Origin of the sequence: Dyella sp. (genome assembly GCF_035685885.1) — a bacterium.
In the GTDB taxonomy this organism is placed as follows: domain Bacteria; phylum Pseudomonadota; class Gammaproteobacteria; order Xanthomonadales; family Rhodanobacteraceae; genus Dyella.
On sequence record NZ_DASRZX010000163.1, the window covers coordinates 31,959 to 56,548 of the forward strand.

Here is a 24,590-nt window from a genome sequence, read left to right on the forward strand (position 1 = left end):
GTCACCACCGGAGAAATTCCATGAGCAATGCAAGCAAGGCCAAGGGCGACACGAGCAAGGCCAAGACTCGTCAGAAGGCGGCAATCAACACGCCGTCCGCGCTGGGCGAGAAGGCCACGCGCGACATCTCCGCCGAACTCAACACGTTGCTGTCGGACATCCTGGCCCTGTATCTCAAGACCAAGAATTTCCACTGGCACATGTCCGGCCCGTATTTCCGCGATTACCACCTGCTGCTCGACGAGCAGTCGGATCAGATCTATGCCACGGTCGATCCCATTGCCGAACGTGTGCGCAAGCTCGGCGGCACCACGCTGCGCTCGCTGGGTCACGCCAAGCGGCTGGCGCGCCTGTCGGACAACGATGCCGATTTCGTGACGCCCGACGACATGCTTGCGGAGCTGCGCGAGGACAACCAGCGCGTGGCCGGCTATATGCGTGCCACGCATGAGCTGTGCGACGAATACGGCGACGTCGCCACCGCCAGCCTGCTGGAAAACTGGATCGACGAGGCCGAACGCCGCGTGTGGTTCCTGTTCGAGACGAGCCGCCGCACCTGAGGCATGGCGTTCAGTCACACTGGCGCGAGCTACGCCAGTGTGACGCGGGTTTGACCTGGTCTTGATGCTTGTCCATGCCTCCTCACATGGACAAAGCATGTCGCTTACGGGGCTTGCCGGACGATCACCATGACAACCGTCCGGCAGCGTTGCCCGTGCGGGGTGACGACGGAGAAGAGGCGCCATGTCCAGTAATGACCGCAAAGATGTCCAGCATGACCACGATCATCCGCAGCAAGACGCGAAGGAGACGCCCCAGCAACGGGAGCAGCGCAAGCGCAAGGAGAGCGAAAATCACGATGTGGCGCTGGAGGAAACCTTTCCGGCCAGCGATCCCGTGTCGCCCTTCATTCCTGCCAAGGCACCCTCGGATTGATGCGACTGCATAACCGGGCGCGGCCGGACAGGGACGCGATTAGCGGTAAGGACATGTCCGCATGATGGATATGCTTGGTCGGTTGTGGCTGCGCGATCCATGGACGCGGCTTGGCATGGCGGTGTTGGCTGCGCTGCTGGCGTCGCTGTGCCTGCGGACCGCGCTTTACGCCTTGCTGCGGCGGTTGACGCGTCATCGCCCGGTAATATCGGACATGCTGGCGCGCGCCCGCGATCCGGTGGACTGGTTGATTCCGTTGGCCCTTGTTTTCGTGGCGGTGCGCGTGCTGCCTGAAACGGAGGTGCTTCCCGCCTGGAAGTTGATGGAGCACGGCCTGGAAGTCGCCCTGCTGATCGTGGTGACGTGGCTGGCGCTACGCTGCCTGAGTGCGTTGGAGCGCGCAGCCATCCGGCGTTATCCGGTGGACATGGCCGACAACCTTGCATCCCGCCGGATGCTCACGCAGGTGCGCGTGCTGCGCAGGACGGCGGACGTCGTAGTGGTCGTGCTCGGCATCAGTGCCATGCTCCTCACCATTCCGGGTGTGCGCCAACTCGGCACGAGCCTGCTGGCATCGGCGGGTGTCGCCGGCCTGGCGTTGGGCCTTGCCGCCAAGCCCGTGTTGAGCAATCTCATCGCGGGCGTGCAGATCGCGCTGACGCAGCCCATCCGGCTGGACGACGTGGTCATCGTGCAGAACGAGTGGGGGCGCATCGAGGAGATCACCGGCAGCTATGTGGTCGTGCGCCTGTGGGACGAGCGCCGGCTTGTAGTGCCCCTCAACTGGTTCATGGAGAACCCGTTCCAGAACTGGACGCGCAGCAGTGCGCAGATTGTCGGCAGCGTGTTTGTCTGGCTCGATTACCGCATGCCGGTCCCGCCGCTGCGCGAGGAGCTGATGCGCCTTTGCAAGACGTCGCCGGAATGGGATGGCCGTGTCAGCGTGCTGCAGGTGGTCGATACCAGCGAGCGAGCCATGCAGGTACGCGCGCTCGTCAGTTCGTCCGATTCGGGCAGGAACTGGGACCTGCGCTGCCGCATTCGCGAAGGGCTGCTTGCCTACGTGCAGGCGAACTACCCGCAGGCCTTACCACGATGGCGCGCAGAGCTGGAAGGTGCTGCGCCCGAATGTTCCGCTTCAGCCCAGGCCACGCCAACGGGCGACCACTCCCACGCCAGCCGTGATGGTATTTGACAGCAGCCGCAGATCCAGCGGCATGGCTGGACGGCGCACGTCGAGCAGCAGGGCGATGCGCATGTGATCGCTGTGATTCCACACTTCATGCGGGTAGGTGTCGTCCCACAGCATGGATGCTCCGTTGGCCAGCCGATATTCCTTGCCGGCCAGCCATAACACGGTGCCCGGACGGCCATCCTCATCCGGCCGTACATCCAGGTTGAGCTGGTAGCGCAGGATGCCGCGGAAAGGGCCTTGATGCCGCGGGATGTGCTTGTGCGGCGCCAGGAACGACAGTGTTGCGGAAAGCGCTTCCGGCGTAGCGCGAAGCAACTCCTGCAGAAGAGGGCACAGCGCCAGGTTTGCGCGCAGCTCCTGTCCGTAGACCTTGAGCAGGAACATGCGCCAATCCTTGCCGTCCTGTGCCGAGATTTCCTCCTGCGAGGGCATGATTTCGTGGAATCGCGGAATGGATGGCGCGTCCCTCAGGACGGCAAGCGCTTCGCCACGAAGTCGGGTCCACGCCGATTCGAACCGCCGCCCGCCGGGAAAGCAGGCATCAATGTCCAGTACGGGTGGCGTATCCAGGCGAGCGTCGTAGATCCGGCGGATCGTGCGGGAAGACCACTCGTAAAGCGAATCCATCGGGCCACGTCTCCGCACGGTATGAGGTGGGGCGTCCGCCTGTCGGCGCCGGTCGCCATCCGTCGTGGCGAAGCACGGTAGTGGCTGGATGCTCCTTGGGGTGTGAATACCTGAGGCCAGCAGGTTGCCGGCCGGCGTATCCGCGACGCCTCAAGAAAAACCGCTGATTTACTGATTTCTCGGCCATTTTTCCGTTGCTATTTTATGTGACGTCACTTAAAATAGGCACCACTTCGACGGAGGAATCGCCATGGTTGACCCCCTTGATCCCGGTACGCTGGCTTTGCCTTTGACGTTCAAGCGCCCCCGGGGTCGCCCGCGCAAGGCGAATGCACTCACGTCGGCGGAGCGCGCACGCCGCTACCGGGCGCGAAAGAAAAGCCTGTCGCTGCATGTCGTCCCACTCGCGATTCACAACGAAGTGGTGCATGCGCGTGATGCCGCGCAGTCCGAAGTAAAGCGCCTGCACGCCGAGCTGCAGCAGTTGCTGCATCAGCTTCGCGGCTGAGTTCCCGCGGGGTGACTCACATCGCGCAAGTCATGCGCGGCGTGGTTTTGTCGTCAGCGGGAGTGCGGGATGGGCCTTTGCCGTTCGGGACCACGGTGAGGGCAGGAAACACCCGAGACCTCCGGCGACCAGTCCGATCGCGTCGGATATTCCATCGCTCGCGATGGACGGCCATTTCAGTCGCGCGGCCTGTGGCGCAGCGACGCCTGAAGACGCAGGGGGCGTCAGCTCACCAATGAGGGCGATTGGGCATCGCCCGATCGAGAATGCCGTGGCGCCGGCAAGGGCACCACGGCATGGCGCGTCACGCGCTGAGTTCGGATTTGAGCGCCTGTGCCTGTTTGGGGAACCAGGGGCCGTTGGTTTCCAGCGCATCGTCGGCGACTTTCTTCGCTTCGTCATTGCGATGCAGCGCCTTGAGCGCTTTCACGCGCTGCAGCGCTACGGCCAGGCGATTGGCGCCGTAGGCCTTGTCGGCCGCCTGCGAAAGATAGGGCAGGGCATCGGCCGGCTTGCCCGCCTTCACCAGGCTCGCGCCATAGCGATAGGCATAGACATAATCGTCGGGATAAGCGGCGATCAGCTCGCGCTGGTAGGCGTCGAATTCTTCCGTGCGACCGGCGCGCATCAGGTAGACGCGCAAGTTGTCGGCGAGGTTGCGGTCGCTGGCCGGCTTGCCGCCAAGCTTCTGGCGAGTGAGTGTGATGGCGCGATCGAGCACGGCCTTGGCAGCGGCGGGATCACCGAGTGCATCGTCGAGATTGGCCGTGCTCAGCACGGCGCTGCGCTGGTCGGCGCATGAGGGCGTGGTCACCAACACCTGGCTGTCCACATAGTCCTGCAGCGGTTTGCGTTGATCGGCGAGCAGCGTCTTTCGCTGCGCGGCAGGCAACTTGGCGCTTGCATCCAGCAGGTCGTCGAGCACGTAAGGTCGCTGGCAGCCGATGTCCTGCGCAAGCACCTTCTGCGCGCTGGCGATGATGGCGGCGTTGTCGTCGGCGTCCTTGGCCCTGGCCAGGGCCAACTGGTCGAGTGCGAGGCTGGCATGGGCATCCTTGCGCGCACCTTGTTGCAGCGGCGCAGGCAATGTAGCGAACCAGGCTAGTCCTTCGCCGCCTTCCGAACGTGCCGCATAGGCATCGAGCACGCGGCCCACATCGGCTACCGAGCCCTTTTGCGCCTTCTGCTTGAGCGACTCCAGCGAATTGCCAGTGGCGAGAATCTTGTCCAACTGTGGATAGAACTTCTCCCGCGGCTGTTCGGCGGTAACGCGGCCCAGTTCGTTGCCGTGCTCGTCGAGCACGACATAGCTGGGCAGGAACGAGGCCTTGAGCTTCTTCATCCAGGTCTGGCCGTCCGGCGAATCGGCGTCCGCTTCCACCACAATCGCCTTGTGCTGCACGGCTTCCCATTCCGCGCCGTTCAACACGTGGCTGGCCATGTAGTAGCAGGAGTAGCACCACACCGCCTGAAAATCGACCAGCACCGGCCGGTGTTGCTCGGCGGAGGCCTTGAGCGCATCGGCCACGGTGAGCGGTGCCTTGGACTCGGTGGCCTGTACGGCGCCGGCCTGGATGAGGCCGCCAAGCGCCAGCGCGGTGAGCAACAGGGGCGTGCGGTGAAGTCGGTTCATGCGATCGTCTCGTGTACTGATGCGTTGAACGTGCTGGGACGGCCAGACGTCCATACTTCCATATCGGAACGGTGCCGGGAAGGCCCGGCGCCGATGGGTGTGGTCAATAGTCGTAGGTGGCGCTCAGGCGGACATAGCGCGGCTGCTGCCGAACCACGGCCGAGCCGTAGAGCGGGTCCGGCGTACCCGGCGAGATCTGGTAGTACGGGTAGGCGTTGAGGATGGCCTGCGAGTTGAATACGTTGAATACGTTGAGCGCAAAACCGAGCTTGCCCGCGGCAAACGCCGGGCGGTAACTGGCGCCCAGGTCAAGCTGCTTGTTCCACGGCAGGCGATGAGTGCCTGGGGGCGACGGCTGGCCGCCGCACCAGTGGTAGTAGCTGCCGTAACCGTCAGGATCGGTCTGCCCAGGGCCGTAGTAGCCCAGGCAATTGCGCGGATTGCCCGAGACGATCGACAGGTTGCCCGACACCTGCCACTCCGGCGTGATCTGGTAGTAGCCGAACAGCTTGATCTGGTGCGTGTGGTCGTTGCTCTGCGCACCGTTGGCGGAGGACATCAGTGCCGGGAAATCCCAGTCGATGCTGGTCGATGCCGCGGTCTGCTGGATGTCCGAACGCAGCTGGCCTTCGGTGTTGCCGTAGCTGCGCGAAAATACATAGTCGACCCTGCCGTACCAGCGGCCGTCGAACGGATGTTCCAGGTAGGTTTCCAGCGCGTAGTACTTGCGCTTCAGCGAAGGAAAGCCCATTTCCGCATTGCTCAGTGCCACGTTGCGATAGGCGCCGGCATCGTCGATCACGGTGAAGGTGTTGGCGCGGCCCGGGTTGATCAGGTAGCAGCTGTTGGTGGCGCTTACCGTGTAGCCCAGCTGTGCGGCCTTGTTTTCGATGGCCGGCACGTCGCAGTAATCGTCAATGGCGGTGCGCAGGATGCGCTGGGTCAGCTTGGCACCATAGGTCCAGTTCGCACCCAGTGTCTTGTCGAAGCCCAGGATGAATTCGTCCTGGTATTCGGGCTTGATGTCCTGCGCCGTCACCGTCTTCGGATCGGGCAGCACGCCATAGGTGTTGTTGGGCGAGACGGGGTTGGAGAACGCCTGGAGTCCCATGGGCGTGCCATCGGCGGCGATGCCGCCATAAGTGAAGTACTGCTGGGTGGCCACGTAGGCGCCGGCGGCATTCAACGCCGGATTGAGCGGCAGGCCCAGGTAATAGCGTCCAGCGTTGCCGTACACCTTGAAGCTGGAGTCGCCGTTCACGTCCCAGGTAAAGCCAAGGCGTGGCGCCCACTGCGCGCTGCGCTGGCGGATGTAGGCATCGCCGTTCGCATTGAAATCGGTGAACTGGTCGTTGCGCAGGCCCAGCGACAGCAGCCAGCGATCGGTCAGCTGCCACTTGTCCTCGACGTACTGCGCGCGCTGAGCCGAGCGCACGCTGGCGATCGAGCTGTTGACGTACTGGATGGCGTAATAGCCGGACGCGCCGTTCGGGTAGCTGGCGGGAGCGCCGACGCCGAGATTGGGAATCAGTGCCACGTTCGGCGTGGTGGTGTAAGCGTACTGCCAGTAGTAGCCCGGGCCGGAATTCTGGCTGCCCTGGTCGATGGCTCGCGCGTTCTGGTTGTCGATGCCCGCCGACAGCGTGTGCTGGCCCCATTGGTAGCTCAGGTCGATACGCAGGTTGTTGCTGGTGTTGTGACGGTTGGGGTTGTACAGCGACTGCGTAACCTGGCTGTTGCCGATCGGGTTGCCGCCGTTGAGCGCGGGGTTCTGGTTCTGGATGTCGGTGAGGTAGGCAAGGCTGCCGTCGTAGTCGCCGGGCACGTCGTAGTTCACCGTGTTCATCTTGCCGTACGTCGCCGAGAAGGTCAGGCGGTCGGTGATGTAGCTGGTGAACTTGGCCGTATAGAGATCGCCGCCCGTCTTGATATTGTCGTCGGCGTTGATGTAACCGCCGCGCGACTGCGTGGCGTAGTCGTAGTCGTAGATCGAGCCGGAAGTGGAGCGCTTGTTGGAGGCGCCGGTGATCTCAAGGATGTTGCTGTCGGTGATGTTCCAGTCGAGCTTGGCGTACCACTTGGGTTGCGTATAGCGGTAGTCGACGTACGGCTTGGCGCTCGACACATTGTTTACCGTGTCGCCCTCCTGGCGCGATGCCTCGGCGGCGACGAACAGGAACAGCTTGTCCTTGATCAGCGGACCACCGACATAGGCGTCCACGGTGGTGGTCCACTGGCGGTTCCTGCTGTTGGGGTCATACAGCCCGCCGGCGATGGGTGAGGCGGGCAGGCCGTTGGTGTAGTAGGTGTCGCGTGCATCCGAGCGCGCGAATGACGGCTCCCACAGCACCTGGCCGCCGAAATGCCAGTCGTTGGTGCCGCGCTTGCCCACCATGTTGATCACGCCGCCATCGGAGCGGCCGTACTGCGCGCTGTAGCCGCCGGTATAGATCTCCTGCTGCTCGATGGCGCCGTAAGGTAGGGTGAGGCCGCCGAGGCCGCGCTGCGATTCGGTCGTGTTGAAACCGTTGATGTAGTACGCGTTCTCGCTGGCCGCCGAACCGCCGAAGCTCACCAGCTGCTGGCCGGTCGGGCTGGTGTAGCCGCCACTGTTGGCGGTGACGCCGGGTGCCAGCAGGGCGATGGCTTCCGCCGAGCGACCCAGCGGCAGGCGCGCGAGTTCCTGCGCGGTGATCACGGTGCGCGAGTCGACACTGGTCACGTCGATCGACGGCGCCGTGTTTGCCGAGACACTGACGCCGCCCAGTTCCTTCGCCGCGACAGGCTCGAACGACACCTCGGTGCCGGCGCCCACGCGCAGGTTGACGTCGTTGCGCGTATCCAGGGGCAGGCCGTCGCGCAGCAGCGTCACCGTGTATGTGCCCAGCGGCAGTTCCGATGCCACGTAGCGGCCGCGATCATCGACCGTGACGGTGCGCGACAGTCCGGTCGCGCTGCGGATCTGCACGGACACGCCGCTGCGGGTAGGCACCTGGCCAAAGATGCTGCCGGTGGTGGACTGCGCGAACGCCGGCGTGGCGCCCAGTGCGAGCAGGGTGGCGAGTGCGACGACAAGGGCGCGCGGCTGCGGAACGGTAGGCTTGTTCAAGTCTCTTCTCGGTATCGCGTGGAAAAAAGCTGCCGCCGGGCACATCCGTGCGCAGGCGTGAGTCTCGGACTCACGCACCGGCGGCAGCGTTCGGAGAACGGTTCCCCTATGGCCGGAATCAGGGACTTCCGGCGCGCGATAAATGCCGGCAATCGTGCCGGCATCGCGGGTTGACGTTATGAAAACCCGGGAGGCGAAGGATGAAAAGGGTTACGTAGATGAGCATTTCTCATCTGGCTAGAACCCTTGGGTTATAAGCCGCGCCGCGACTGGGCTGCGGGCCGTGCGCCGCGCAAAAAAAAACCGGCCCTGCAAGCCGTGAGGGGAGCGGCTGCGCAGGACCGGGCGTTGGAGCACGGATGTCAGGCGGCGACGGTTTCTTCCGTCGTCTCCTCCACCGGCAGGCGGATCAGGAAATCGAACGCACTCAGCGATGCCTTGGCGCCTTCACCCATGGCGATCACGATCTGCTTGTACGGCACGGTGGTGACGTCACCTGCCGCGAATACGCCGGGCACGGAGGTTTCGCCGCGCGCGTCCACTTCGATCTCGCCCCGCGGCGACAGTTGCACCGTGCCCTTCAGCCAATCGGTGTTGGGCAACAGGCCGATCTGCACGAACACGCCTTCCAGCGCGAGGTGGCGGGTCTCGCCGCTGCTGCGGTCGGTGTAGGCGAGCCCTGTGACCTTCTGGCTGTCGCCGTGCACCTCGGTGGTCTGCGCGCTGACGATCACGTCCACGTTGGGCAGGCTACGCAGCTTGCGTTGCAATACGTCGTCGGCACGCAGCTTGCTGTCGAACTCCAGCAGGGTGACATGGCCCACGATGCCTGCGAGATCAATGGCCGCTTCGACGCCCGAATTGCCGCCGCCGATCACCGCCACGCGCTTGCCCTTGAACAGCGGGCCGTCGCAGTGCGGGCAGTAGGTAACGCCCTTGTTGCGGTACTCCTGCTCTCCCGGCACGTTCATGTTGCGCCAGCGCGCGCCGGTGGAAAGGATGATCGTCTTGGCTTTCAGCGAGGCACCGTTGGCCAGCACGATTTCATGCAGGCCGCCTTCGCGGTCGGTAGGGACCAGTTTTTCGGCGCGCTGCAGGTTCATCACGTCCACGTCGTACTCGTGCACGTGCTGCTCCAGCGATGCCGCCAGCTGGGGGCCTTCGGTGTAGGACACGGAGATGAAGTTCTCGATCGCCACCGTGTCCAGCACCTGGCCACCGAAACGTTCGGCCGCCACGCCCGTGCGGATGCCTTTGCGCGCAGCGTAAATGGCTGCCGCGGCGCCGGCCGGGCCACCGCCCACCACCAGCACGTCAAACGCTGCCTTGCCGTTGAGTTTCTCGGCGACACGTTCGTCGGCGTTGGAGTCCAGGCGCGCAGCGATCTGTTCGATCGACATGCGGCCGGTGTCGAAGAATTCGCCGTTGAGATAAACGGTAGGCACCGCCATCACCTGACGCTCGTTCACCTCGTCCTGGAACAGCGCGCCGTCGACCGCCACATGCTTGATGTTGGGATTGAGCACGCTCATCAGGTTCAGCGCCTGCACGGTGTCCGGACAGCTGTGGCAAGAGAGCGACATGAAGGTCTCGAAGCGGAAGTCGCCATCGAGGCTGCGTACCTGCTCGATCACTTCCTGCGACACTTTCGGCGGATGGCCGCCGACCTGCAGCAGTGCCAGCACCAGTGAGGTGAACTCGTGGCCAAGCGGGATGCCCGCGAAACGGACGCTGACGTCCGTGCCGCTGCGGTTGATGGCGAACGACGGCTTGCGCGCATCGACGCCGTCCAGGCGCAGGGCGATCTTGTCCGACAGCGGCGCGATGTCTTCCAGCAGGCCCTTCAGCTCCTGCGAGCTTTCACTGTCATCGACGGAGGCCACCAGTTCGATCGGGTGCGCGACCTTTTCGAGGTAAGCCTGCAACTGGGATTTCAGATCGGCATCCAACATGGTGACTCCATCTCCATCGGTAGATTCGAGGTGAGCGCTGCCTGCCCCGGTCTTTGCCGGATATCGGGCGCGTTCTGGAATGCGGGGAAAGGACCCGGCAGCACGCCGGGTCCAGGGCGGCCCGATGCAGCGGGCCGCAGGATGCAACGGTGGACTTAGATCTTGCCAACCAGGCTGAGCGACGGCTTGAGCGTCTTCTCGCCTTCCTTCCACTTGGCCGGGCACACTTCGCCCGGATGGGAAGCCACGTACTGCGCGGCCTTCACCTTGCGCAACAGTTCGGAAGCGTCACGGCCGATACCGTTGTCATGGATTTCGCACAGCTTGATCTGGCCTTCCGGGTTGATCAGGAAGGTGCCGCGCAGGGCCAGGCCCTCTTCTTCGATCATCACTTCGAAGTTGCGCGTGATCGCGCCGGTCGGGTCGCCGATCATGGTGTACTGCACCTTCTTGATCGCGTCCGACGTGTCGTGCCAGGCCTTGTGAGCGAAGTGCGTGTCGGTCGACACGGCGTATATTTCCACGCCCAGCTTCTGGAACTGCTCGTAATGATCGGCCAGGTCCTCCAGCTCCGTCGGGCAGACGAAGGTGAAGTCGGCGGGGTAGAACACCACCACGGACCACTTGCCCTTCAGGGTGGCATCGGTCACATCGACAAACTGGCCGTTCTTGTATGCGGCGGCCTTGAACGGCTTGATTTCGGTATTGATCAACGACATCAGTATTTTCCCGTTGGTTGTGGTTGGTGAGGAGTAAAGGTTAAGGGTTTCGCATCAATAGAGCCAATTGATTGTTGGCATGAACATCATTGATCATGACTATGATGCTGCCTGCTAAGTCGCCATAGGCCCGGCGACCATACGCGATCGGTCCTCACGCCTGGATTTGGAGGCGCGACCTCATTTCCCCAACCCTGTGTGGCTTTGCGCCGCGTCGCATATGTGAACCAGCGCAAGCGCGCGAGCGGCCCGGCACCCGTTTGCGAGTCGGCGCGTGACGCCATGTCGCATGGGCGCGCAGCTGCCCTATGGCAGCCACTCGTGCGATCATCTCTGAAGCCTGCTCAAGGCTTGTATCGGGGAAGTCGTTGATCCGTCGTCGCACACCACCGCGTTTCGTCGCATGGCTGGCTTTTGCCGCCCTGTGGCTGCTGGCGGTTGCGCCCACGATTTCCCGCACACTGCCCGAAGTCCAGTGGTCGCCGGACCTTGGCGCCTGGTGTACCAGTCACGGCCTGGACACGCACCATCCGTCCACGCCTGACGATCCCGCTTCGCACACCGACAAGTGTGGCTACTGCGCGCTGCTCGGCCACAGTCCGCTGCTCGGTGCAGCGACCGCCGTGGCGGTTGTCGCCATTCCGCCGCTGCCGGCGACGCTGGCAGCGCATCGCGAGTTGCGCTGGCATGCGCAGCCGCTGCTGAGCGCCAATCCGCGCGGTCCGCCCGCGGCCTGACTGAACATCCGCACGGGCGTTCGCCCGTCTCCTCGATAGCTCCTGCCTGATGGCGGTTGCCCGGCGTCTTCGCATGCCGGCATCGCGCCCATGTGCAAGGTGCTCGCAGTCACGCCGGCAGCGCCAAGACGTTGTCGGTGACGAATGGATTTCATGTCATGCCTTCCTCATTCCTGCGCAGTGCGGCCCTGGGTCTGCCACTGACGCTGCTTGCCTCTTCAATCGCCCTCGCCCAGGGCGGGCCGGGGGCAGATTACTCCGTGCCGGACGATGCCCAGGTCACGAGTCTTGGCCCAGTCAAGGTGACGGCGGACATGCCGTCGCTTCCCGCACCCGGCTTCCCGGCCATGTTGTCCACCGTGTCCTCCGAACGCGTCCAGGCCACCGTCAACGCCGTCGATGTGGAAGACGCTGCGAAATACCTGCCCAGCGTATTCATCCGCAAGCGCAACTATGGCGATACCCAGCCCGTGCTGGCCACACGGACCTGGGGCGTGAATTCCAGCGCGCGCACCCTGGTCTATATCGACGACATCCCGGTATCGGCCCTGGTGGCCAACAACAACACGATCGGCGCGCCGCGCTGGGGCATGACCTCGCCGGAAGCCATCGACCACATCGACATGCTGTACGGCCCGTACTCTGCGGCGTACGCGGGCAACTCGATGGGTGGCGTCATGCGCATCGTCACGCGCATGCCTGACAAGACCGAGGTCAGCATCAAGCAAACCGAGGCCGTGCAGACCTTCGACCTGTATGGCACGCACGCCAACTACAGCACGAGCCAGACCAGTCTCACAGCCGGAGGTCGCAGCGGTGACCTGGGCTGGTTCTTCGGCGCCAACGCGGCGAACAGCTTCAGCCAGCCCTTGTCGGTCATCACCGGCGCCACCACGCCGGCCGGTACCAGCGGCACCGTTCCCGCGCTCAACAAGTTGGGGCAGGTGGCCAACGTCTATGGCGCCGGCGGCTTGCTGCACACGCGCATGCTCGACCTCAACGGCAGGCTCACCTACGACCTCTCGCCGCAGTGGCGCGCCACCTATCTCGTGGGCTACTGGAGCAACCACGGCCAGTCGGACACGGAGTCCTATCTCACCGACGCTGCCGGCAACCCGACCTACGGCAAGGCATCCGCCTTCGCCAGCAACACTTACCAGCTCAGCGCGCATCACCTGATGCAGGCGGTGTCGCTCAAGTCGGATACGAAGGGCGATTACGACGCGTCCTTCGTGCTCACGCACTACGACTTCCTCAAGGACAACCAGTGGTCACCGGCCGGCGTGACGTCGGGCACGGGTGTGAGCACCAACGGTCGCCTCGCCAGCTATGGCGGCACCCAATGGACGACGGCGGACGCCACCGTGTTCTGGCGCCCGCAGGGCGTCGGTGGCGCGCATGAAGTCTCCCTCGGTGCACACGCCGATCGCTACGAACTCGACAACACGACCGACAATCTCGCCAACTGGCAGGATCCGTCGAGCGTCACCTCGCCGTATTCGGCCGGCAGCGGCAAGACGCAGACGCAGGCGCTGTGGGTGCAGGATGCGTGGCAGCTCGCGCCGTCGTGGTTGTTGACGCTGGGCGGGCGTTACGAATGGTGGAAGGCCAGCGACGGCTTCAACTTCAGCGGCACCACCGCCGTCCACCAGCCGGTGGAGAAGGCTGATGCGTTTTCGCCCAAGGCCACGTTGCAGTGGAACGTGGCGCAGGACTGGCGCGTCACCGGATCGCTGGCGAGGGCCGTACGGTTTCCCACGGTGGGCGAGCTTTACCAGCTGGTTTCGACCGGTTCGACCTACAGCGTCCCCAATCCCGACCTCAAGCCGGAAACGGTGCGCAGTGGCGAACTGGCGGTCGAGCATGCGATCGACCAGGGGCTGCTGCGATTGTCGCTGTTCCAGGAGAACACCCGGCAGGCGTTGATCTCCCAGACATCGACGCTTCCCAGCGTGGCCGTGCCCGTAAGCTACGTTATGAACGTGGGCGAGCTTAGAAATCGCGGCGTGGAGCTGGTGGCGCAGAAGGACAATGTGCTCGTGCGAGGGCTTGAACTGTCCGGCAGCGTGACCTTCGTCGATTCGACCATCCTCTCGAACGACAGCTTCGCCAGCAGCACCGGGACGAGCTCCACCGGCAAGCACGCACCGTACGTGCCGCGTTGGCGGGCGACGGCCGTGGCGACCTATCGACCGAACGCCGCGTGGGCGTTCACGCTCGCCGGTCGCTACAGCGGGAAGCAGTACTCCACGCTGGACAACTCCGACACCACCTCGCACGTGTTCGGCGCATTCGACAGCTTCCGCGTGTTCGATCTGCGCGCGCATTACCAGATCAACGAGCACCTGGCCGCCTCGTTCGGCGTCGACAACTTCACCAACGAGAAGTACTTCCTGTACCACCCGTTCCCGCAGCGCACCTACGTGGCGGATCTGAAGCTCAATCTCTGAGCCAGGAAGTGGTTTGCGACTGCCCGTTTCCCGGCGTGGCAGTCGCTCCTGAGGCCGCCCGGGCCCGTCAGTCGAGCAGGATCGGCTCGTACAGGCCGGGCAGGTGGGTCGGGATGCCCTTTGCGGCCAGTGCGTCCTGCAGTGAGCGCATGCCGCGCTCGTATTCGCCATGGACGAGGAAGACCTTCCGCCGCGGATGCGTGCCTAGCCATGCCAGCAATTCGTTGCGCCCCGCGTGTGCGGAAAATCCGTTGATGGTCCATATCTTCGCGTTGACCGCGATGTCCTCGCCAAAGATCGCCACCCGGCGCGCGCCATTGACGATGCGACGCGCCAGCGTGCCCTCGGCGGCGTAGCCCACGAAGACGATGCTGCTCCTGTCGCGCCATAGGTTGTGGCGCAGGTGGTGGCGGATACGCCCGCCATTGCACATGCCCGAGCCAGCCATGATCACCGCGCCGCCCTCGATCCGGTTGATGGCCATGGACTCGGACGTCTCCCGCGAAAAGCGCAGGTTGGGCATCGTAAACGGATCGCCTTCGCGCAGGGCGGCGGCGAACTCGTCATCGAAGCATTCCGGATGCCGGCGAAATACGTCGGTGGCGGAAATCGCCATGGGCGAATCGAGGAACACCGGCGTGCGTGGCGCAAAGCGTTGCTGCTGCAGGCCCTGATGCAGGTAATAGAGGACTTCTTGGGCGCGCTCCAGTGCAAACGTGGGAATGACCACGTTGCCGCCGTGCTTCAGCGTGCTGTCCACGGCCTCGTAGAGCTCGCTGACGGAATCGGGCAGGGAGCGATGATCGCGATCGCCGTAGGTGCTCTCCATGACGACGAAGTCCGCCTCGGGCGCGGGCGTGGGGTCACGCAGGATAGGCCGGCCCGGGCTGCCCAGGTCACCGGAGAAGAGGATCGTTCGCTGCTGCTGGCCATTCTTGAGGACCAGCAGCACGCTTGCCGAGCCAAGGATGTGGCCGGCGTCGAGAAACGTCGCCTCGATACCCGGCACGACATTCACCGGCTCGCCATAGCCCACGGCCGTGGCAAAACGCTCCAGCGCATCGAAGGCGTCATCGAGCGTGCAGAGCGGTGGTGCGACGGGTTCATTGCGACGCCGGCTGCCACGTTCTGCACGCGCAGCGTCCTCTTCCTGCAGGCGCGCCGCGTCCAGCAAGACGATGCGCGCGAGATCGCGCGTGGCAGACGTGGCCAGTATGGGTCCCTGGAATCCCTCCCGCACCAGCCGCGGAATGCGTCCGCAATGGTCGAGGTGGGCGTGGGTCAGGATCAGTGCGTCGACGGAACGCGGGTCGAAGCCGAAGGGCTCGCTGTTGGCGCGTTCCTCGGCGCGCGAGCCCTGAAACATGCCGCAATCGATCAGCACCTGGTAGTCGCCGCATCGCACCAGATGGCAGGAGCCCGTGACCTGCTTGGCGGCGCCATGGCAGCTGTAGAACATCTGCGGATGCATAGTATCGTGTTTCCTTGGCCACCGGTCGGAGCGGATGATCGCCGGTGGCCGGTGAACATGGGGTAGGCGTTGCCACGTCGCCTGCCGGCGATCAGGAGCGCCAAGCCGCCAGATCAAGCGAGTGGATGACCTGCGTCGGGTCAAGCGGATCCAGCTGGCGCCGGAAACCAAAGTGTGCGGCCAGCGCCTGCATGGCACGGTTGCTGGCCGCATCCACCGACATCATGTGGCAGAAGCCTCGCCGCGCAGCTTCCTCGATGAGGTTGCGCATCAACAGGGTACCCAGGCCGCGATGCTGCCAGTCGTCCGCCACCGTGATCGCGCACTCGCAGGCCGACGCGTCGTCCGTGGCGCAATAGCGGCCTACGCCGATCTCGATCAGACGGTCGTCAACCGTGGCGAGCGCGATGAAGGCGTCGCGATGGTCGTGGTCGACATCCATCAATTGATCGATCAATGCTTCACTGGGCTGCTTGAAGTCGCACAGGAAGCGAAGTCGGCGCGAGCGGGGCGAGAGGCCGCGAAGAAAATCGATTTCCAGCTGCCGGTCGTCTGGCTGCAACGGGCGGATGATGATGGGCGTGCCATCGGCAAGCGATGCCTTGAGCGGGAACTCCCGTTGCGCCGTGTGCAGGAAACGGGCGCACAAATCGCGGGCGGCTTCGGACGGGCGGGGTGAAAGGGCCATGCGTGCTCCAGGGTTGGCGATCGCGGGCGTGGCGCCGGCGTCGCGGATCGGCGGGAATGACGTACGTCCTTGTACGCCTGGACCCCTGGAGCCTGGTTGACGTGAATCAGCGTGCCGCGGCGGCGATCAGTGGCAGACCAGCACGGGCACATCACTGCGCAGCAGCACCTTGTGCGTCTCGCTGCCCAGCAGCAGCCGAGTCATGCCACGCCAGCCATGCGAACCCATCACGATCAGGTCGCACTGGCGGTTCTTGGCAGCCTGCACGATGGTGTCGTAGGGCTGCTCACCAAATACCGCTTCGCTTTCGCAGGTGACGCCTGCCTCCTTGGCAAGTGCGCAGACATCGCCAAGGTAACGTTCGGCGTTGGCCTTGGCCTCATCGTTGTAGGCAAATTCGGTGGCGGCGAGGATGGCGCCCATGTACGCGATGGTCTGGAACGGCGCAATCACGTGGATCACCGACACCTTGCCCTGGGAAAGCCTGGCCAGTTCGATACCCTGTCGGGCGGCGCGCAGCGAAAGTTCGGAGCCGTCGATCGGAATGAGAATGTGCTGGAACATGGATGCCTCGCGAGCCGCGAACGCGGCGTAAGGGTTTGGGAGTCAGCGTCGCGCATGCGTCGTGCATTGCCTGTCACGACGGCGCGACTCCCAGATTAGGCCGGACGATTTTGATCGGAATGAGCTGGCGGCAATCTGCCGCACAACCACGATCGCGTCCTGCACGCGGCACAAACGGTCGTCGAGCGACACTGAGCACGTCGTGTCATGGGGGGCGATCATGTTCCAGCGCATTCTCTTGCCCGTTGATGGATCCGAGCACGCATTGAAGGCCGTGGACACCGGCATCGAACTGGCTAGCCGGCTGCAGGCGCGGGTTTATGGCGTGCACGTGGTGCCGCCATTGCCTGCGGTGTCGTACGTGGCCGAAATGATCCAGTCGCATGGTTCGTATACGTCTCTCGCGCAGGAGCGCGCGGGGGCCTTCCTGGCCGAGGTCGCCCGGCGTGCTGCCGTCGCCGGTGTTTCCTGCGAAACGGAGTTCGTGTTTGACCTGCGGCCCTACGTGGCGATTGTTGCAACCGCAGCCAAGCACCATTGCGACCTGATTGTCATGGCGTCGCGTGGCTATCAGGGTATCGAGCGTGTATTGCTGGGCAGCGTTACGCACAAGGTGATGCTGTGCTGCGACGTACCCGTGCTGGTATGCCACTGATTGCCGTGGTGGCGCGGCGCGTCAGATCTGGTCTGCGGGCGGGACGAGATGATGCTTTACCTGGATGGCGTCCAGGCGTTCGCAGACCCATGCGTGATCGTCCGGCGCAGCATTTTCCTGCACTGCATCGGCAAGCCTGTTGAATTCGCTCCAGAATTCGTCGGCATTCGGTTTGCTGCGTGCCAATCCGGGAACGAAGTCATCCAGCGCCTCGAGCATCTCGTTGAGTTCACTACGTGATTTGGCCATGTGCCGAGCCTACAGCGCCAGGCCATGAACGCGACGCGAAAGGCTTAGCCAAAGGGTCACGCTGGCTTAACGGCCCCGGGGGCAGCTTGAAGGTCCCCATCGGCGATGAAGCGGTGTACGTCATGGAAAGGGATCGCGAAAACGACTTGCTTTCCCGCGCGTGCGACGAGCTGCTTGAGCAGAATGCCTTGTTGCAGCAGGAGGTCGAGTTGCTTTGCGCCCAGCTTCGCCGGCATCCCTCTGGCGAGCTGCAGATTCGCGAGGCACGCCGCCAGATGGAGGAGTTGGTGGATGCCTCGCGTGGTCATGCGGGCTTTCCCTCGATGAGCAGTCTCGAGGCACGCGCGTTCTAGTCGACTTCAAGCACGATCTTCCCGATGTGCTGACCCGATTCCATCGTTCGATGGGCGTCTGCAGCCCGCGCGAGCGGATATGTGGCATGGATGATCGGCACGCAGCGGCGCTGCGAGAGCGCCGGCCACACGTGGGCCTGCAAGGCATCGGCAATGGCCGCCTTTTCCTGCGCCGTCCGGGTGCGCATGGTTGACCCCGTCACCACCGCACGCTTCTGCGCAATGGCGCGCAAATCCACGCGCTCGGCGATCGGTCCGCCGAGGAAGCCGATGACCAGCAGGCGGCCATCTCGTGCCAGCGTGGCGAGGTTGTCGTTGAAATAGTTGCCGCCCATGATGTCCAGGATCACATCCGCGCCATGCCGGTCGGTGCGCGCCAGCACGACATCGGCGAACGCCTCCCTGCGATAGTTGATCGCCTCGCCGCCAAGTTCACGGATGGCTGCGCATTTTTCTTCGCCGCCGGCGGTGGCGAAAGTGCGGATGCCGAATTCGCGGCATAGCATGAGCGCGGTCGTGCCGATGCCACTGGTGCCGCCGTGGATCAGGGCGATGTCGCCCTTGTGGGCGCGACCGATCTGGAACAGGTTGGCCCACACCGTGAAAAAAGTCTCCGGAATCGCCGCTGCTTGCACGAAGGAAAGACCCTGCGGAATCGGCAATGCCTGGCCCGCCGGCACGACGCAAAATTGCGCGTAGCCGCCGCCGTTGCTGAGCGCACACACGGCGTCGCCCGCGGCGAATCGAGTAACGCCCGCACCGATCGCCGCCACCGTGCCTGACACCTCCAGACCCGGCGCGGGATTGGCGCCGGGCGGTGGCGGATAGTTTCCCGCGCGCTGCAGCACGTCCGGACGATTTACTCCCGCCGCCCTGACGCGTATGAGGATCTCGCCCGGTGCAGGTGAGGGAACCTCGATGAGGTGAGGCTGCAAGGCATCCGGACCGCCATGGTGGGCGATCCGGACTTCGGTCATCGTGGCGGGAAGCGGCGGTAGGTTCATCGTGTCACCGCGGCCTCACTGCCGCATGGCCTCCGGTGGTGGAAACGGACGCCATGATGGCCCGTGCAGGCGTCTTCTCTGCGTGATTCAGCGCGGCGCCGCAGGCCAGGTGGACAGCATCGGCATGCCCGCGTCTACCCGCCCGTCATCCACGCGTGTCGAAAGCCAGTCACGGACAACATCAAGCGGACAGGTTGTGGCGCCATGGCACGGAGCCAACGCCAGCGCGTGTTGCACCAGTGCATCGTTGCCGCCGAAGTCGGCGTGGCGAAGCGCGTCGAGCGTGGGCATCAAGCTCGATACGCGCACCACCGGTTTTCCATGGTCACGCAGGAGATCGAACACCAGCGCGCCGCCCGGCGGGTAATCGTCGGGCTGGCGTTCGTCGTGCCAGTCCACATCGAGCAAGCCGCCGAGATTGGCGAGATTGGTGTCGTGGCCGACCAGCAGGATGGCGTGCATCCCTCTGCCTGCAAGCGGTGCCACCTCAGGCTTGCGGCCTACCGCCTGCTGCCAGCTCGCCATGATGTGCGCCACCAGGTTCGACGCGGCCTGGCTTGCGGCCGGCATGCTCCTCTTGGTCAGGCCGAACTGCAGGTTATGCAGGCTGATGAGCCGGCCGATGGTGGCGGCATCGCCGTGGCCCCAGGCGACGTCTTCCGCAGGGAAACCCTGGGCGTATTCGAGCATCAGGTTCTCGCTGAGGCTGCCCGCGGTCTTCAGTGTCTTCGCGCGTGCTGCAGCGTCGTCCTTCGTGGGATCGAACAATCGCCGAGTTGCATCTTTCGATTGCGCGACGCAGGTATCGTCGTTGCAATCAAGCAGCACGCGTTGCAGTTCCGCCAAGGCCTCCGAGGGCCATGCCCTGGAGGCCGCGGACGGCGGTGCGTCATCATCCTTGATGTCCTTGTTGCCAAAATGGAACAACGGATTGTTCTGGCTGGCATCGAGAGCCAGGTAATGCGCATCGCAGGCAGGCGCCAGGCCCTTCGCGAGCGCCGCTCCGCTGTCACGGTTGCGCGGTGTGCTGTCGGCGATCACGGTCACCTGTTCGAGCGTGCTGCAATCGCCGGACCACAGGTGGGATTCGATCAGCCATCGACGATAACGGTCGCCCAGCGCCTGCATGCCTTGTGCGCCATGCGGCGTCAACACGCCCGGAGCCACCGGCCACGCACGCCATGCGCGACGCGCATAGGGCGCCAGTTCCGCGGGAGCGCTGGTGGGCGAGCGAACACCATGGCGCAACACCACGATCCGCAACTGCAGGACAGGCGCGTCGCTCGCCGGAGCGAGCGCAGGTAACACGGCGAGCGTCAGGCCAACCAGGCCGCGGCAGGCTCGCCGAAGCAGGCGCAACGCGTGCGTACCGCGGGCCGTCACAGTTTCACCGACAGGTCGAGAAACACGCCACGCCCAGGCAGCCCGAAGAACAAGGGTGCGCCGCTTACCGACTGCGTGCCGGCATAGCCGGTGATCTTGTGGACGTTGAACAGGTTGTTGACGTCAACACTCACCGAATAGCCCTTCAGGCCCCACGGGCCGCGGTCGGTGCGATAGCCCAGCGCGGCATCGGTGGTGAAGTAGCCACCGATGCGCTGGTCGTTCTGGAAGACCACGTTGCCGTCGCTGTCGGTGGTGTTGTCCACGCCGTATTGCGCACCGGCGAACTTGCCCATGATCGAGCCGAAATAGCCCAGCGGACTGCTGTACAGCAAGCCAAGCGCCGCCGTGGTCTTGGGCGTGGCGGCGACTTGTACGTCGGTGTTCTTGTAATGGGCCTTGTTGTAGCTGGCGTTGCCGTAGAGGCTGAGCGTCTGCGTGAGCGCGTAGGTTGCCTCGACTTCGGCGCCCTTGTAGATGGCGCCGCCGGCATTGACGTATGCGCTCTCGTTGCCGGTGGAAGTCTTTACTTCCGTCTGCGCGATGTAGTTGCTGAAGTTGATGGCATAGATGTCGGCACCGAAGGTGAACTCACGCGTGGCGTAAGCCGTGCCGAGCTGGTAGCTGGTGGTCTGCTCCGGGTCCAGGCCGCGCGTGCCGTTGAGCTCGATCACGTCGATCGGCGGCGCAAGAAAGCCCTTGGCGGCCTGGGCATAGGCGCTCCACTCGTCGCTGAGCATCTCGTGCGCGCTGAGGGAGGGAAGGGTGGCTTGATAGGTGGCCTGTGCGTAGGAAGGCGTCGGTGGCGACACCTTGTTGAGTTCCGCATCGAGCTGGCGGGTGACCGAGGAATAGCGCAAGCCCGGACTCAGCGTGAAGGTGTCATTGATTTTCCAGTCGTATTGCACGAACGGCTGGAACGTGTCGGTGCGGTCGTCGAGCCGGTAGTTGTATTCGGGGCCGTACTTGGTGCCGTTGTGTTCGCCGGTCGTCATGTCGATGGGCAACTGGTAGCGCGCATCGAGGTTGCGTTCCAGCCACACGCCGGTCTGCAACTCGCCCGGGCCCAGCTCGCGGGCCAAGCGAAGCACATCGCCGAATGCGTGGAAACCGGAGTCGGAAAGCTTGCCCGGCACATCGGTCGCCGACTTGCCCAGCTTCTTGCCCTTGGCATCGTAGAAGGTCACGCCATTGTCGGCAGGATTATTGTCCGTGGCGTCGCTGGTCTTGCGAGCCCAGTGATCGAAGGTGTTGAGATACACCTTGTTGTCCACGTCCCAGTCACCCAGCCGGCTGGCGACGCCAAGATAGGTGAAGCTGGAGTAGTAGGCGGCGTTGTTGTAGCCCTTGTAGGACTGCAGCGTCGGATCGTCGGTGAGGCCGTAGCGCCAGCCGTATCGGGCTATTTCGTCCTTGGTGGCGCCCTGTACGGTGTTCTGGTGTTCGCGGTTGTAGCTGGTCACGAAGGTGAGCGTGGTGGCTTCGCCGAGCTCGGTGATCGTCTTCACGAAGATGTGTTCGCGACGGTCGTCCGTACCTTTCAGATAGGTGTCGCTTGCTTCCTTGGACAGGTCGGCGAACAGGCGTGTGTGCTCGCCCAACTGCTCGTCCGCAGTCAGCCCGCCGGCGCGCGTGTTCCAACTGCCCACCGTGAGGTAAGGCGTAATGCCCGGCACGTTGCTTGGATCGCGCGAGCGCAGCGCGACGGTGCCGCCGAACGTCGCGTTGCCGATGGTGGAGCCGCCGCCGGGGCCGCGGTCGATCTCGGCCTGGCCCAGCACGTGGTTGTTGAAGTAGGCCGAGGTGGTGTGATGCAGATCGCTCGCGTCGCCGAACGGAATGCCATCAAACGTGATGTTGAACTGGCCGTCCTGGAAGCCGCGGATGCTTATGCCTTCGTTCTTGCCAAGGCCGGGACCTTCGGGTGAGGTTACCGTCACGCTGGGTGCGTACTTGATGATGTCGTCGAAGTTGGCGTTGAAACGCAGGCCGTCGCGGATGAAACGCTCGTCGATCACCGAAGTGGGCTGCGATGCGTTCAACGGGGCGGCGCTGGGCGCCAGCGTGTCCACCGCATTCGCATGCACGCTGATCGGCGCCAGCTCGCGCGTACCGTCATTCGGGTTGACCGGCGGCAGGCCGCGCGATGCGCTGGCGGCTGCCGCTGCCCCGTTTCCCGCTGGGGAATCCCGTTCGATGGTGACAGTGGTAGGTGTCACGAAGCGAAAGCCCAGCCCCGTCCCCTTGAGCAATTGCGTCAACTGCTGGCGTGCATCGAGACCCGCAGCAGCGCCGCCGCTGCGCACGCTGTCGGCCACATCGGCGGCGTAGACCACCTGCAGTCCGCTGCTGCGGGAGAGCTGGTCAAGTGCCTGGGTGAGCGGCATCGGCGCAATGGCCGATGTTGCGGTGGCCTGCGCGAGGGCGTAGGACGGAACAGCGCTGCCGAGCAGCAGCGCGACATGGAGGGCAAGCAGTTTCCGCATGGTGCGTGGAACCTTTGATGGACGATGGTGGGGCGACGAACACGGAAGACGTGTCGTTGCTGCTTGCCCCACTACGAGTGCGCGGCGCGCAAGTCGGGTACCGCCATCTCCATGAATTTTTTCTTACAGCTGGTGCGTATCGTGCGATCCGCCCACTACCCGGATATCGCTCGCGCCGCGCACGACACGCACGCCCGGAAGTGTACGCAGGTAGGCAATGAAGGCCTCCATGTCGCGCGCGTGGAAACGTCCGGAGATGCGCGTGGCAGCGATGCCGGCATCGTCGATATGCAGGGGATGGATGCTGTATGCGTTGAAGCGCCGCGCCACTTCGGTGACCGTGGCCCGCTCAAAGCGGATATCGCTGGGCAGCCACGCGGTGCTGCTGGCGACATCTGCGTTGTGATCGATGAGATCGAGCGAGCCGTCGCCGTGCATGCTGGCCTGCTGGCCGGCAGCAAGGTCGGCGATCATGTGATCGTCTGCGGTAATACCCGGCAGAGCTTCGTTGCGGTTGTCGCGCTGCCATATCTTGACGCGACCACTGATCACGGTGACGTTGCCGCCGTCGTCCGACTGATGCGCGTCGAACACCGTACCGATGTCCTGCAGGATGTTGGATCCGAGGCGCACATGAAGCGGTCGTGCATCGCCGTGGCCGGCGTCGAACAGCGCGCCGCCATGCAGCACGTCGATCATTCGCCGGTCACGGTCAAAGCGCACGGCCAGGATGCTGCTTCGGTCCAGTTGCAGTTCGGTGCCATCGGCGAGCGCCACGCTGCGCAACTCATCGGAGCCCGAGGCATAGGCGGTCCATGCCTCGGGTGGCGGCGCGAGCCAGCTGGTCGCGCCGATTACGGCGATCACCACGGCAGCCGCAACCTGCGACAGCCAGTGGGCGCGCCGATGTCGTGTCGGTGCCGCGGCAATCGTCCGTGGTGCCTGCACGCCGAGTCGAAGCGGCACCACCGTGGCATCGCAGGCGGCCAGTTCGTCCAGCTGGTCGGCATGCAGTGGGTCGAGTGCGGCGGCGGCGGCGAGATCGCCGTGCATGCGCGCCATCGCGAGATATTCCTGCACGTGCAGTGGCGATTGGCGAAGCCAGGCCATGAACTGTGCCTGCCGGCTTTCATTCATGCCTTCGCGCTGATCGAGATACCAGCTGGCTGCCTGCTCGGCAGCGCGCTGCTGGCGATCGGCTCCTTGTCGGTGGCGTCGCAACTCACTCATAGCGCGCCATTCCCATGCGGCAGGTGGCCAGCGCTTTGACGATGTACTTCTTGACCATGTTCGGAGAGATGTTCAGGCGTTCACCAATGTCGCGATAACCCAGTTCGTCGCGGTAGTGCATGACCAGTACGGCGCGGCATTTGGGTGTCAGGCGGCCGATGATGTCGGTAAGTCGTTGTCGACGCAGTGCGCGATCCACGCCAGCTGCCGCATCACAGGGCGTGGCCAGCCGCTCGATCACTTCTTCCAGTTCATCGCTGCCCAAGGGGCTGCGATGGCGCCGGAGCGCGTGCTCCTTGACCAGGTTGGCTGCAATGGTGAACAGGTACGCCTCCGGATTCTGGATGCCGCCGGCACCGCCGCGGTCGGTGCGCAGCAGGCGAAGGTAGAGTTCCTGCACCAGATCCTGCGCATCCCAGGCATGCGCGGTGTGCTTGAGGAAATAGCGATTGAGCATGGCCTGTCGTTCATCGAACAACAGGGCCAGGCCGGGCGTCGGGTCGGCGGTCACGGGTACTCGCAACGCCGTCGCCGGCGTCAATTCATCCGGGCGCAACGCTAGTGGGTGTTTGTGACGGTTGCGTGAAACGATGGGATCGCTCTATCGCCACCGTGAAAATCCTGTGAGCAACGATGCGTCC

22 protein-coding genes are annotated in these 24,590 nt (G+C 64.2%); 8 read left to right on the plus strand and 14 right to left on the minus strand.

Features of this window, described 5'->3' with window-relative positions:
- Positions 1-20: 20 nt before the first annotated feature.
- The 3 genes from VFG49_RS18905 to VFG49_RS18915 all read left to right on the plus strand — a co-directional run bounded on the left by VFG49_RS18905 (position 21) and on the right by VFG49_RS18915 (position 2,131).
- The gene (locus tag VFG49_RS18905; protein ID WP_324863492.1) at positions 21-560 is read left to right on the plus strand and encodes a DNA starvation/stationary phase protection protein; all 540 of its coding nucleotides are present in this window, start codon (positions 21-23) and stop codon (positions 558-560) included.
- A 184-nt stretch (positions 561-744) separates the two neighbouring features.
- On the plus strand, positions 745-936 hold the full coding sequence (locus VFG49_RS18910) for a hypothetical protein (protein ID WP_324863494.1): 192 nt from the start codon (positions 745-747) through the stop codon (positions 934-936).
- A 61-nt stretch (positions 937-997) separates the two neighbouring features.
- On the plus strand, positions 998-2,131 hold the full coding sequence (locus tag VFG49_RS18915; RefSeq protein ID WP_324863496.1) for a mechanosensitive ion channel family protein: 1,134 nt from the start codon (positions 998-1,000) through the stop codon (positions 2,129-2,131).
- On the opposite strand, the gene VFG49_RS18920 is transcribed toward VFG49_RS18915, so the two are convergent.
- Positions 2,075-2,758 (minus strand): aspartyl/asparaginyl beta-hydroxylase domain-containing protein, encoded by a 684-nt coding sequence (locus VFG49_RS18920; RefSeq protein ID WP_324863498.1) that lies wholly within the window; start codon positions 2,756-2,758, stop codon positions 2,075-2,077. The genes VFG49_RS18915 and VFG49_RS18920 overlap by 57 nt on opposite strands.
- A 250-nt stretch (positions 2,759-3,008) precedes the next feature.
- Between VFG49_RS18920 and VFG49_RS18925 the strand changes: the two genes are divergently transcribed.
- On the plus strand, positions 3,009-3,266 hold the full coding sequence (locus VFG49_RS18925; RefSeq protein WP_324863501.1) for a hypothetical protein: 258 nt from the start codon (positions 3,009-3,011) through the stop codon (positions 3,264-3,266).
- 304 nt (positions 3,267-3,570) lie between these two features.
- Here VFG49_RS18925 and VFG49_RS18930 read toward each other — a convergent pair whose 3' ends face one another.
- The 4 genes from VFG49_RS18930 to ahpC form a co-directional block, all read right to left on the minus strand.
- Positions 3,571-4,899 (minus strand): thioredoxin family protein, encoded by a 1,329-nt coding sequence (locus VFG49_RS18930; RefSeq protein WP_324863503.1) that lies wholly within the window; start codon positions 4,897-4,899, stop codon positions 3,571-3,573.
- Positions 4,900-5,002: 103 nt separating this feature from the next.
- Entirely contained in the window at positions 5,003-8,053 is a 3,051-nt protein-coding gene (locus tag VFG49_RS18935; protein ID WP_324863560.1) for a TonB-dependent receptor, read from the minus strand.
- A 317-nt stretch (positions 8,054-8,370) separates the two neighbouring features.
- Positions 8,371-9,960 carry an alkyl hydroperoxide reductase subunit F gene (ahpF, locus tag VFG49_RS18940; protein WP_324863505.1) on the minus strand — a complete coding sequence of 530 codons (1,590 nt, stop codon included), beginning with the start codon at positions 9,958-9,960 and terminating at the stop codon, positions 8,371-8,373.
- Positions 9,961-10,115: 155 nt separating this feature from the next.
- A complete protein-coding gene (gene ahpC / locus VFG49_RS18945) occupies positions 10,116-10,679 on the minus strand; it encodes an alkyl hydroperoxide reductase subunit C (protein ID WP_324863507.1) in 564 nt (187 codons plus the stop codon).
- Positions 10,680-11,047: 368 nt separating this feature from the next.
- Here ahpC and VFG49_RS18950 point away from each other — a divergent pair, with 368 nt between their 5' ends.
- Both VFG49_RS18950 and VFG49_RS18955 read left to right on the plus strand, forming a co-directional pair.
- Positions 11,048-11,416, plus strand: coding sequence for a DUF2946 family protein (locus VFG49_RS18950; RefSeq protein WP_324863509.1), 369 nt, complete (start codon positions 11,048-11,050; stop codon positions 11,414-11,416).
- Between the two features lie 158 nt (positions 11,417-11,574).
- Positions 11,575-13,866: a TonB-dependent receptor gene (locus VFG49_RS18955; protein WP_324863511.1), complete on the plus strand. Its 2,292-nt coding sequence runs from the start codon at positions 11,575-11,577 to the stop codon at positions 13,864-13,866.
- A gap of 67 nt (positions 13,867-13,933) precedes the next feature.
- Here VFG49_RS18955 and VFG49_RS18960 read toward each other — a convergent pair whose 3' ends face one another.
- The 3 genes from VFG49_RS18960 to VFG49_RS18970 all read right to left on the minus strand — a co-directional run bounded on the left by VFG49_RS18960 (position 13,934) and on the right by VFG49_RS18970 (position 16,589).
- The gene (locus tag VFG49_RS18960) at positions 13,934-15,337 is read right to left on the minus strand and encodes an MBL fold metallo-hydrolase (protein ID WP_324863513.1); all 1,404 of its coding nucleotides are present in this window, start codon (positions 15,335-15,337) and stop codon (positions 13,934-13,936) included.
- 91 nt (positions 15,338-15,428) lie between these two features.
- Complete coding sequence (locus VFG49_RS18965; RefSeq protein WP_324863515.1) at positions 15,429-16,025, minus strand: GNAT family N-acetyltransferase; 597 nt, start codon at positions 16,023-16,025, stop codon at positions 15,429-15,431.
- 126 nt (positions 16,026-16,151) lie between these two features.
- The gene (locus tag VFG49_RS18970) at positions 16,152-16,589 is read right to left on the minus strand and encodes a universal stress protein (protein WP_324863517.1); all 438 of its coding nucleotides are present in this window, start codon (positions 16,587-16,589) and stop codon (positions 16,152-16,154) included.
- 220 nt (positions 16,590-16,809) lie between these two features.
- On the opposite strand from VFG49_RS18970, the gene VFG49_RS18975 reads away from it, so the two are divergent.
- Positions 16,810-17,244 carry a universal stress protein gene (locus VFG49_RS18975; protein ID WP_324863519.1) on the plus strand — a complete coding sequence of 145 codons (435 nt, stop codon included), beginning with the start codon at positions 16,810-16,812 and terminating at the stop codon, positions 17,242-17,244.
- Positions 17,245-17,265: 21 nt separating this feature from the next.
- Here VFG49_RS18975 and VFG49_RS18980 read toward each other — a convergent pair whose 3' ends face one another.
- Positions 17,266-17,493: a hypothetical protein gene (locus VFG49_RS18980; RefSeq protein WP_324863521.1), complete on the minus strand. Its 228-nt coding sequence runs from the start codon at positions 17,491-17,493 to the stop codon at positions 17,266-17,268.
- 86 nt (positions 17,494-17,579) lie between these two features.
- Here VFG49_RS18980 and VFG49_RS18985 point away from each other — a divergent pair, with 86 nt between their 5' ends.
- Positions 17,580-17,846, plus strand: a complete 267-nt coding sequence (locus tag VFG49_RS18985) for a hypothetical protein (RefSeq protein ID WP_324863523.1) — start codon at positions 17,580-17,582, stop codon at positions 17,844-17,846.
- Here the strand turns inward: VFG49_RS18985 and VFG49_RS18990 are convergent.
- From VFG49_RS18990 to VFG49_RS19010, 5 genes are all read right to left on the minus strand, one after another.
- Positions 17,843-18,850: an NAD(P)H-quinone oxidoreductase gene (locus VFG49_RS18990; protein ID WP_324863525.1), complete on the minus strand. Its 1,008-nt coding sequence runs from the start codon at positions 18,848-18,850 to the stop codon at positions 17,843-17,845. The two genes, VFG49_RS18985 and VFG49_RS18990, sit on opposite strands and share 4 nt — an antisense overlap.
- 87 nt (positions 18,851-18,937) lie before the next feature.
- Positions 18,938-20,233, minus strand: coding sequence for a histidine-type phosphatase (locus VFG49_RS18995; RefSeq protein ID WP_324863527.1), 1,296 nt, complete (start codon positions 20,231-20,233; stop codon positions 18,938-18,940).
- Positions 20,230-22,719, minus strand: a complete 2,490-nt coding sequence (locus tag VFG49_RS19000; protein ID WP_324863530.1) for a TonB-dependent receptor — start codon at positions 22,717-22,719, stop codon at positions 20,230-20,232. The genes VFG49_RS18995 and VFG49_RS19000 overlap by 4 nt, the downstream gene beginning before the upstream one ends.
- A gap of 123 nt (positions 22,720-22,842) precedes the next feature.
- On the minus strand, positions 22,843-23,949 hold the full coding sequence (locus VFG49_RS19005; RefSeq protein WP_324863532.1) for a FecR family protein: 1,107 nt from the start codon (positions 23,947-23,949) through the stop codon (positions 22,843-22,845).
- Positions 23,942-24,460, minus strand: coding sequence for a sigma-70 family RNA polymerase sigma factor (locus VFG49_RS19010; RefSeq protein ID WP_324863534.1), 519 nt, complete (start codon positions 24,458-24,460; stop codon positions 23,942-23,944). The genes VFG49_RS19005 and VFG49_RS19010 overlap by 8 nt, the downstream gene beginning before the upstream one ends.
- Positions 24,461-24,590: the final 130 nt, after the last annotated feature.

Bases quoted from the DNA above. Each gene is read 5' to 3' on its own strand.
- VFG49_RS18905 (WP_324863492.1), top strand. From the start codon at position 21: ATGAGCAATGCAAGCAAGGCCAAGGGCGACACGAGCAAGGCCAAGACT.
- ahpF (WP_324863505.1), bottom strand. From the start codon at position 9,960: ATGTTGGATGCCGATCTGAAATCCCAGTTGCAGGCTTACCTCGAAAAG.
- VFG49_RS18975 (WP_324863519.1), top strand. From the start codon at position 16,810: ATGTTCCAGCGCATTCTCTTGCCCGTTGATGGATCCGAGCACGCATTG.
- VFG49_RS18930 (WP_324863503.1), bottom strand. From the start codon at position 4,899: ATGAACCGACTTCACCGCACGCCCCTGTTGCTCACCGCGCTGGCGCTT.
- VFG49_RS19005 (WP_324863532.1), bottom strand. From the start codon at position 23,949: ATGAGTGAGTTGCGACGCCACCGACAAGGAGCCGATCGCCAGCAGCGC.
- VFG49_RS18980 (WP_324863521.1), bottom strand. From the start codon at position 17,493: ATGGCCAAATCACGTAGTGAACTCAACGAGATGCTCGAGGCGCTGGAT.
- VFG49_RS18925 (WP_324863501.1), top strand. From the start codon at position 3,009: ATGGTTGACCCCCTTGATCCCGGTACGCTGGCTTTGCCTTTGACGTTC.
- VFG49_RS18910 (WP_324863494.1), top strand. From the start codon at position 745: ATGTCCAGTAATGACCGCAAAGATGTCCAGCATGACCACGATCATCCG.
- VFG49_RS19000 (WP_324863530.1), bottom strand. From the start codon at position 22,719: ATGCGGAAACTGCTTGCCCTCCATGTCGCGCTGCTGCTCGGCAGCGCT.
- VFG49_RS18960 (WP_324863513.1), bottom strand. From the start codon at position 15,337: ATGCATCCGCAGATGTTCTACAGCTGCCATGGCGCCGCCAAGCAGGTC.
- VFG49_RS18990 (WP_324863525.1), bottom strand. From the start codon at position 18,850: ATGAACCTACCGCCGCTTCCCGCCACGATGACCGAAGTCCGGATCGCC.
- VFG49_RS18935 (WP_324863560.1), bottom strand. From the start codon at position 8,053: ATGTGCCCGGCGGCAGCTTTTTTCCACGCGATACCGAGAAGAGACTTG.
- ahpC (WP_324863507.1), bottom strand. From the start codon at position 10,679: ATGTCGTTGATCAATACCGAAATCAAGCCGTTCAAGGCCGCCGCATAC.
- VFG49_RS18955 (WP_324863511.1), top strand. From the start codon at position 11,575: ATGCCTTCCTCATTCCTGCGCAGTGCGGCCCTGGGTCTGCCACTGACG.
- VFG49_RS18915 (WP_324863496.1), top strand. From the start codon at position 998: ATGATGGATATGCTTGGTCGGTTGTGGCTGCGCGATCCATGGACGCGG.
- VFG49_RS18970 (WP_324863517.1), bottom strand. From the start codon at position 16,589: ATGTTCCAGCACATTCTCATTCCGATCGACGGCTCCGAACTTTCGCTG.
- VFG49_RS18965 (WP_324863515.1), bottom strand. From the start codon at position 16,025: ATGGCCCTTTCACCCCGCCCGTCCGAAGCCGCCCGCGATTTGTGCGCC.
- VFG49_RS18920 (WP_324863498.1), bottom strand. From the start codon at position 2,758: ATGGATTCGCTTTACGAGTGGTCTTCCCGCACGATCCGCCGGATCTAC.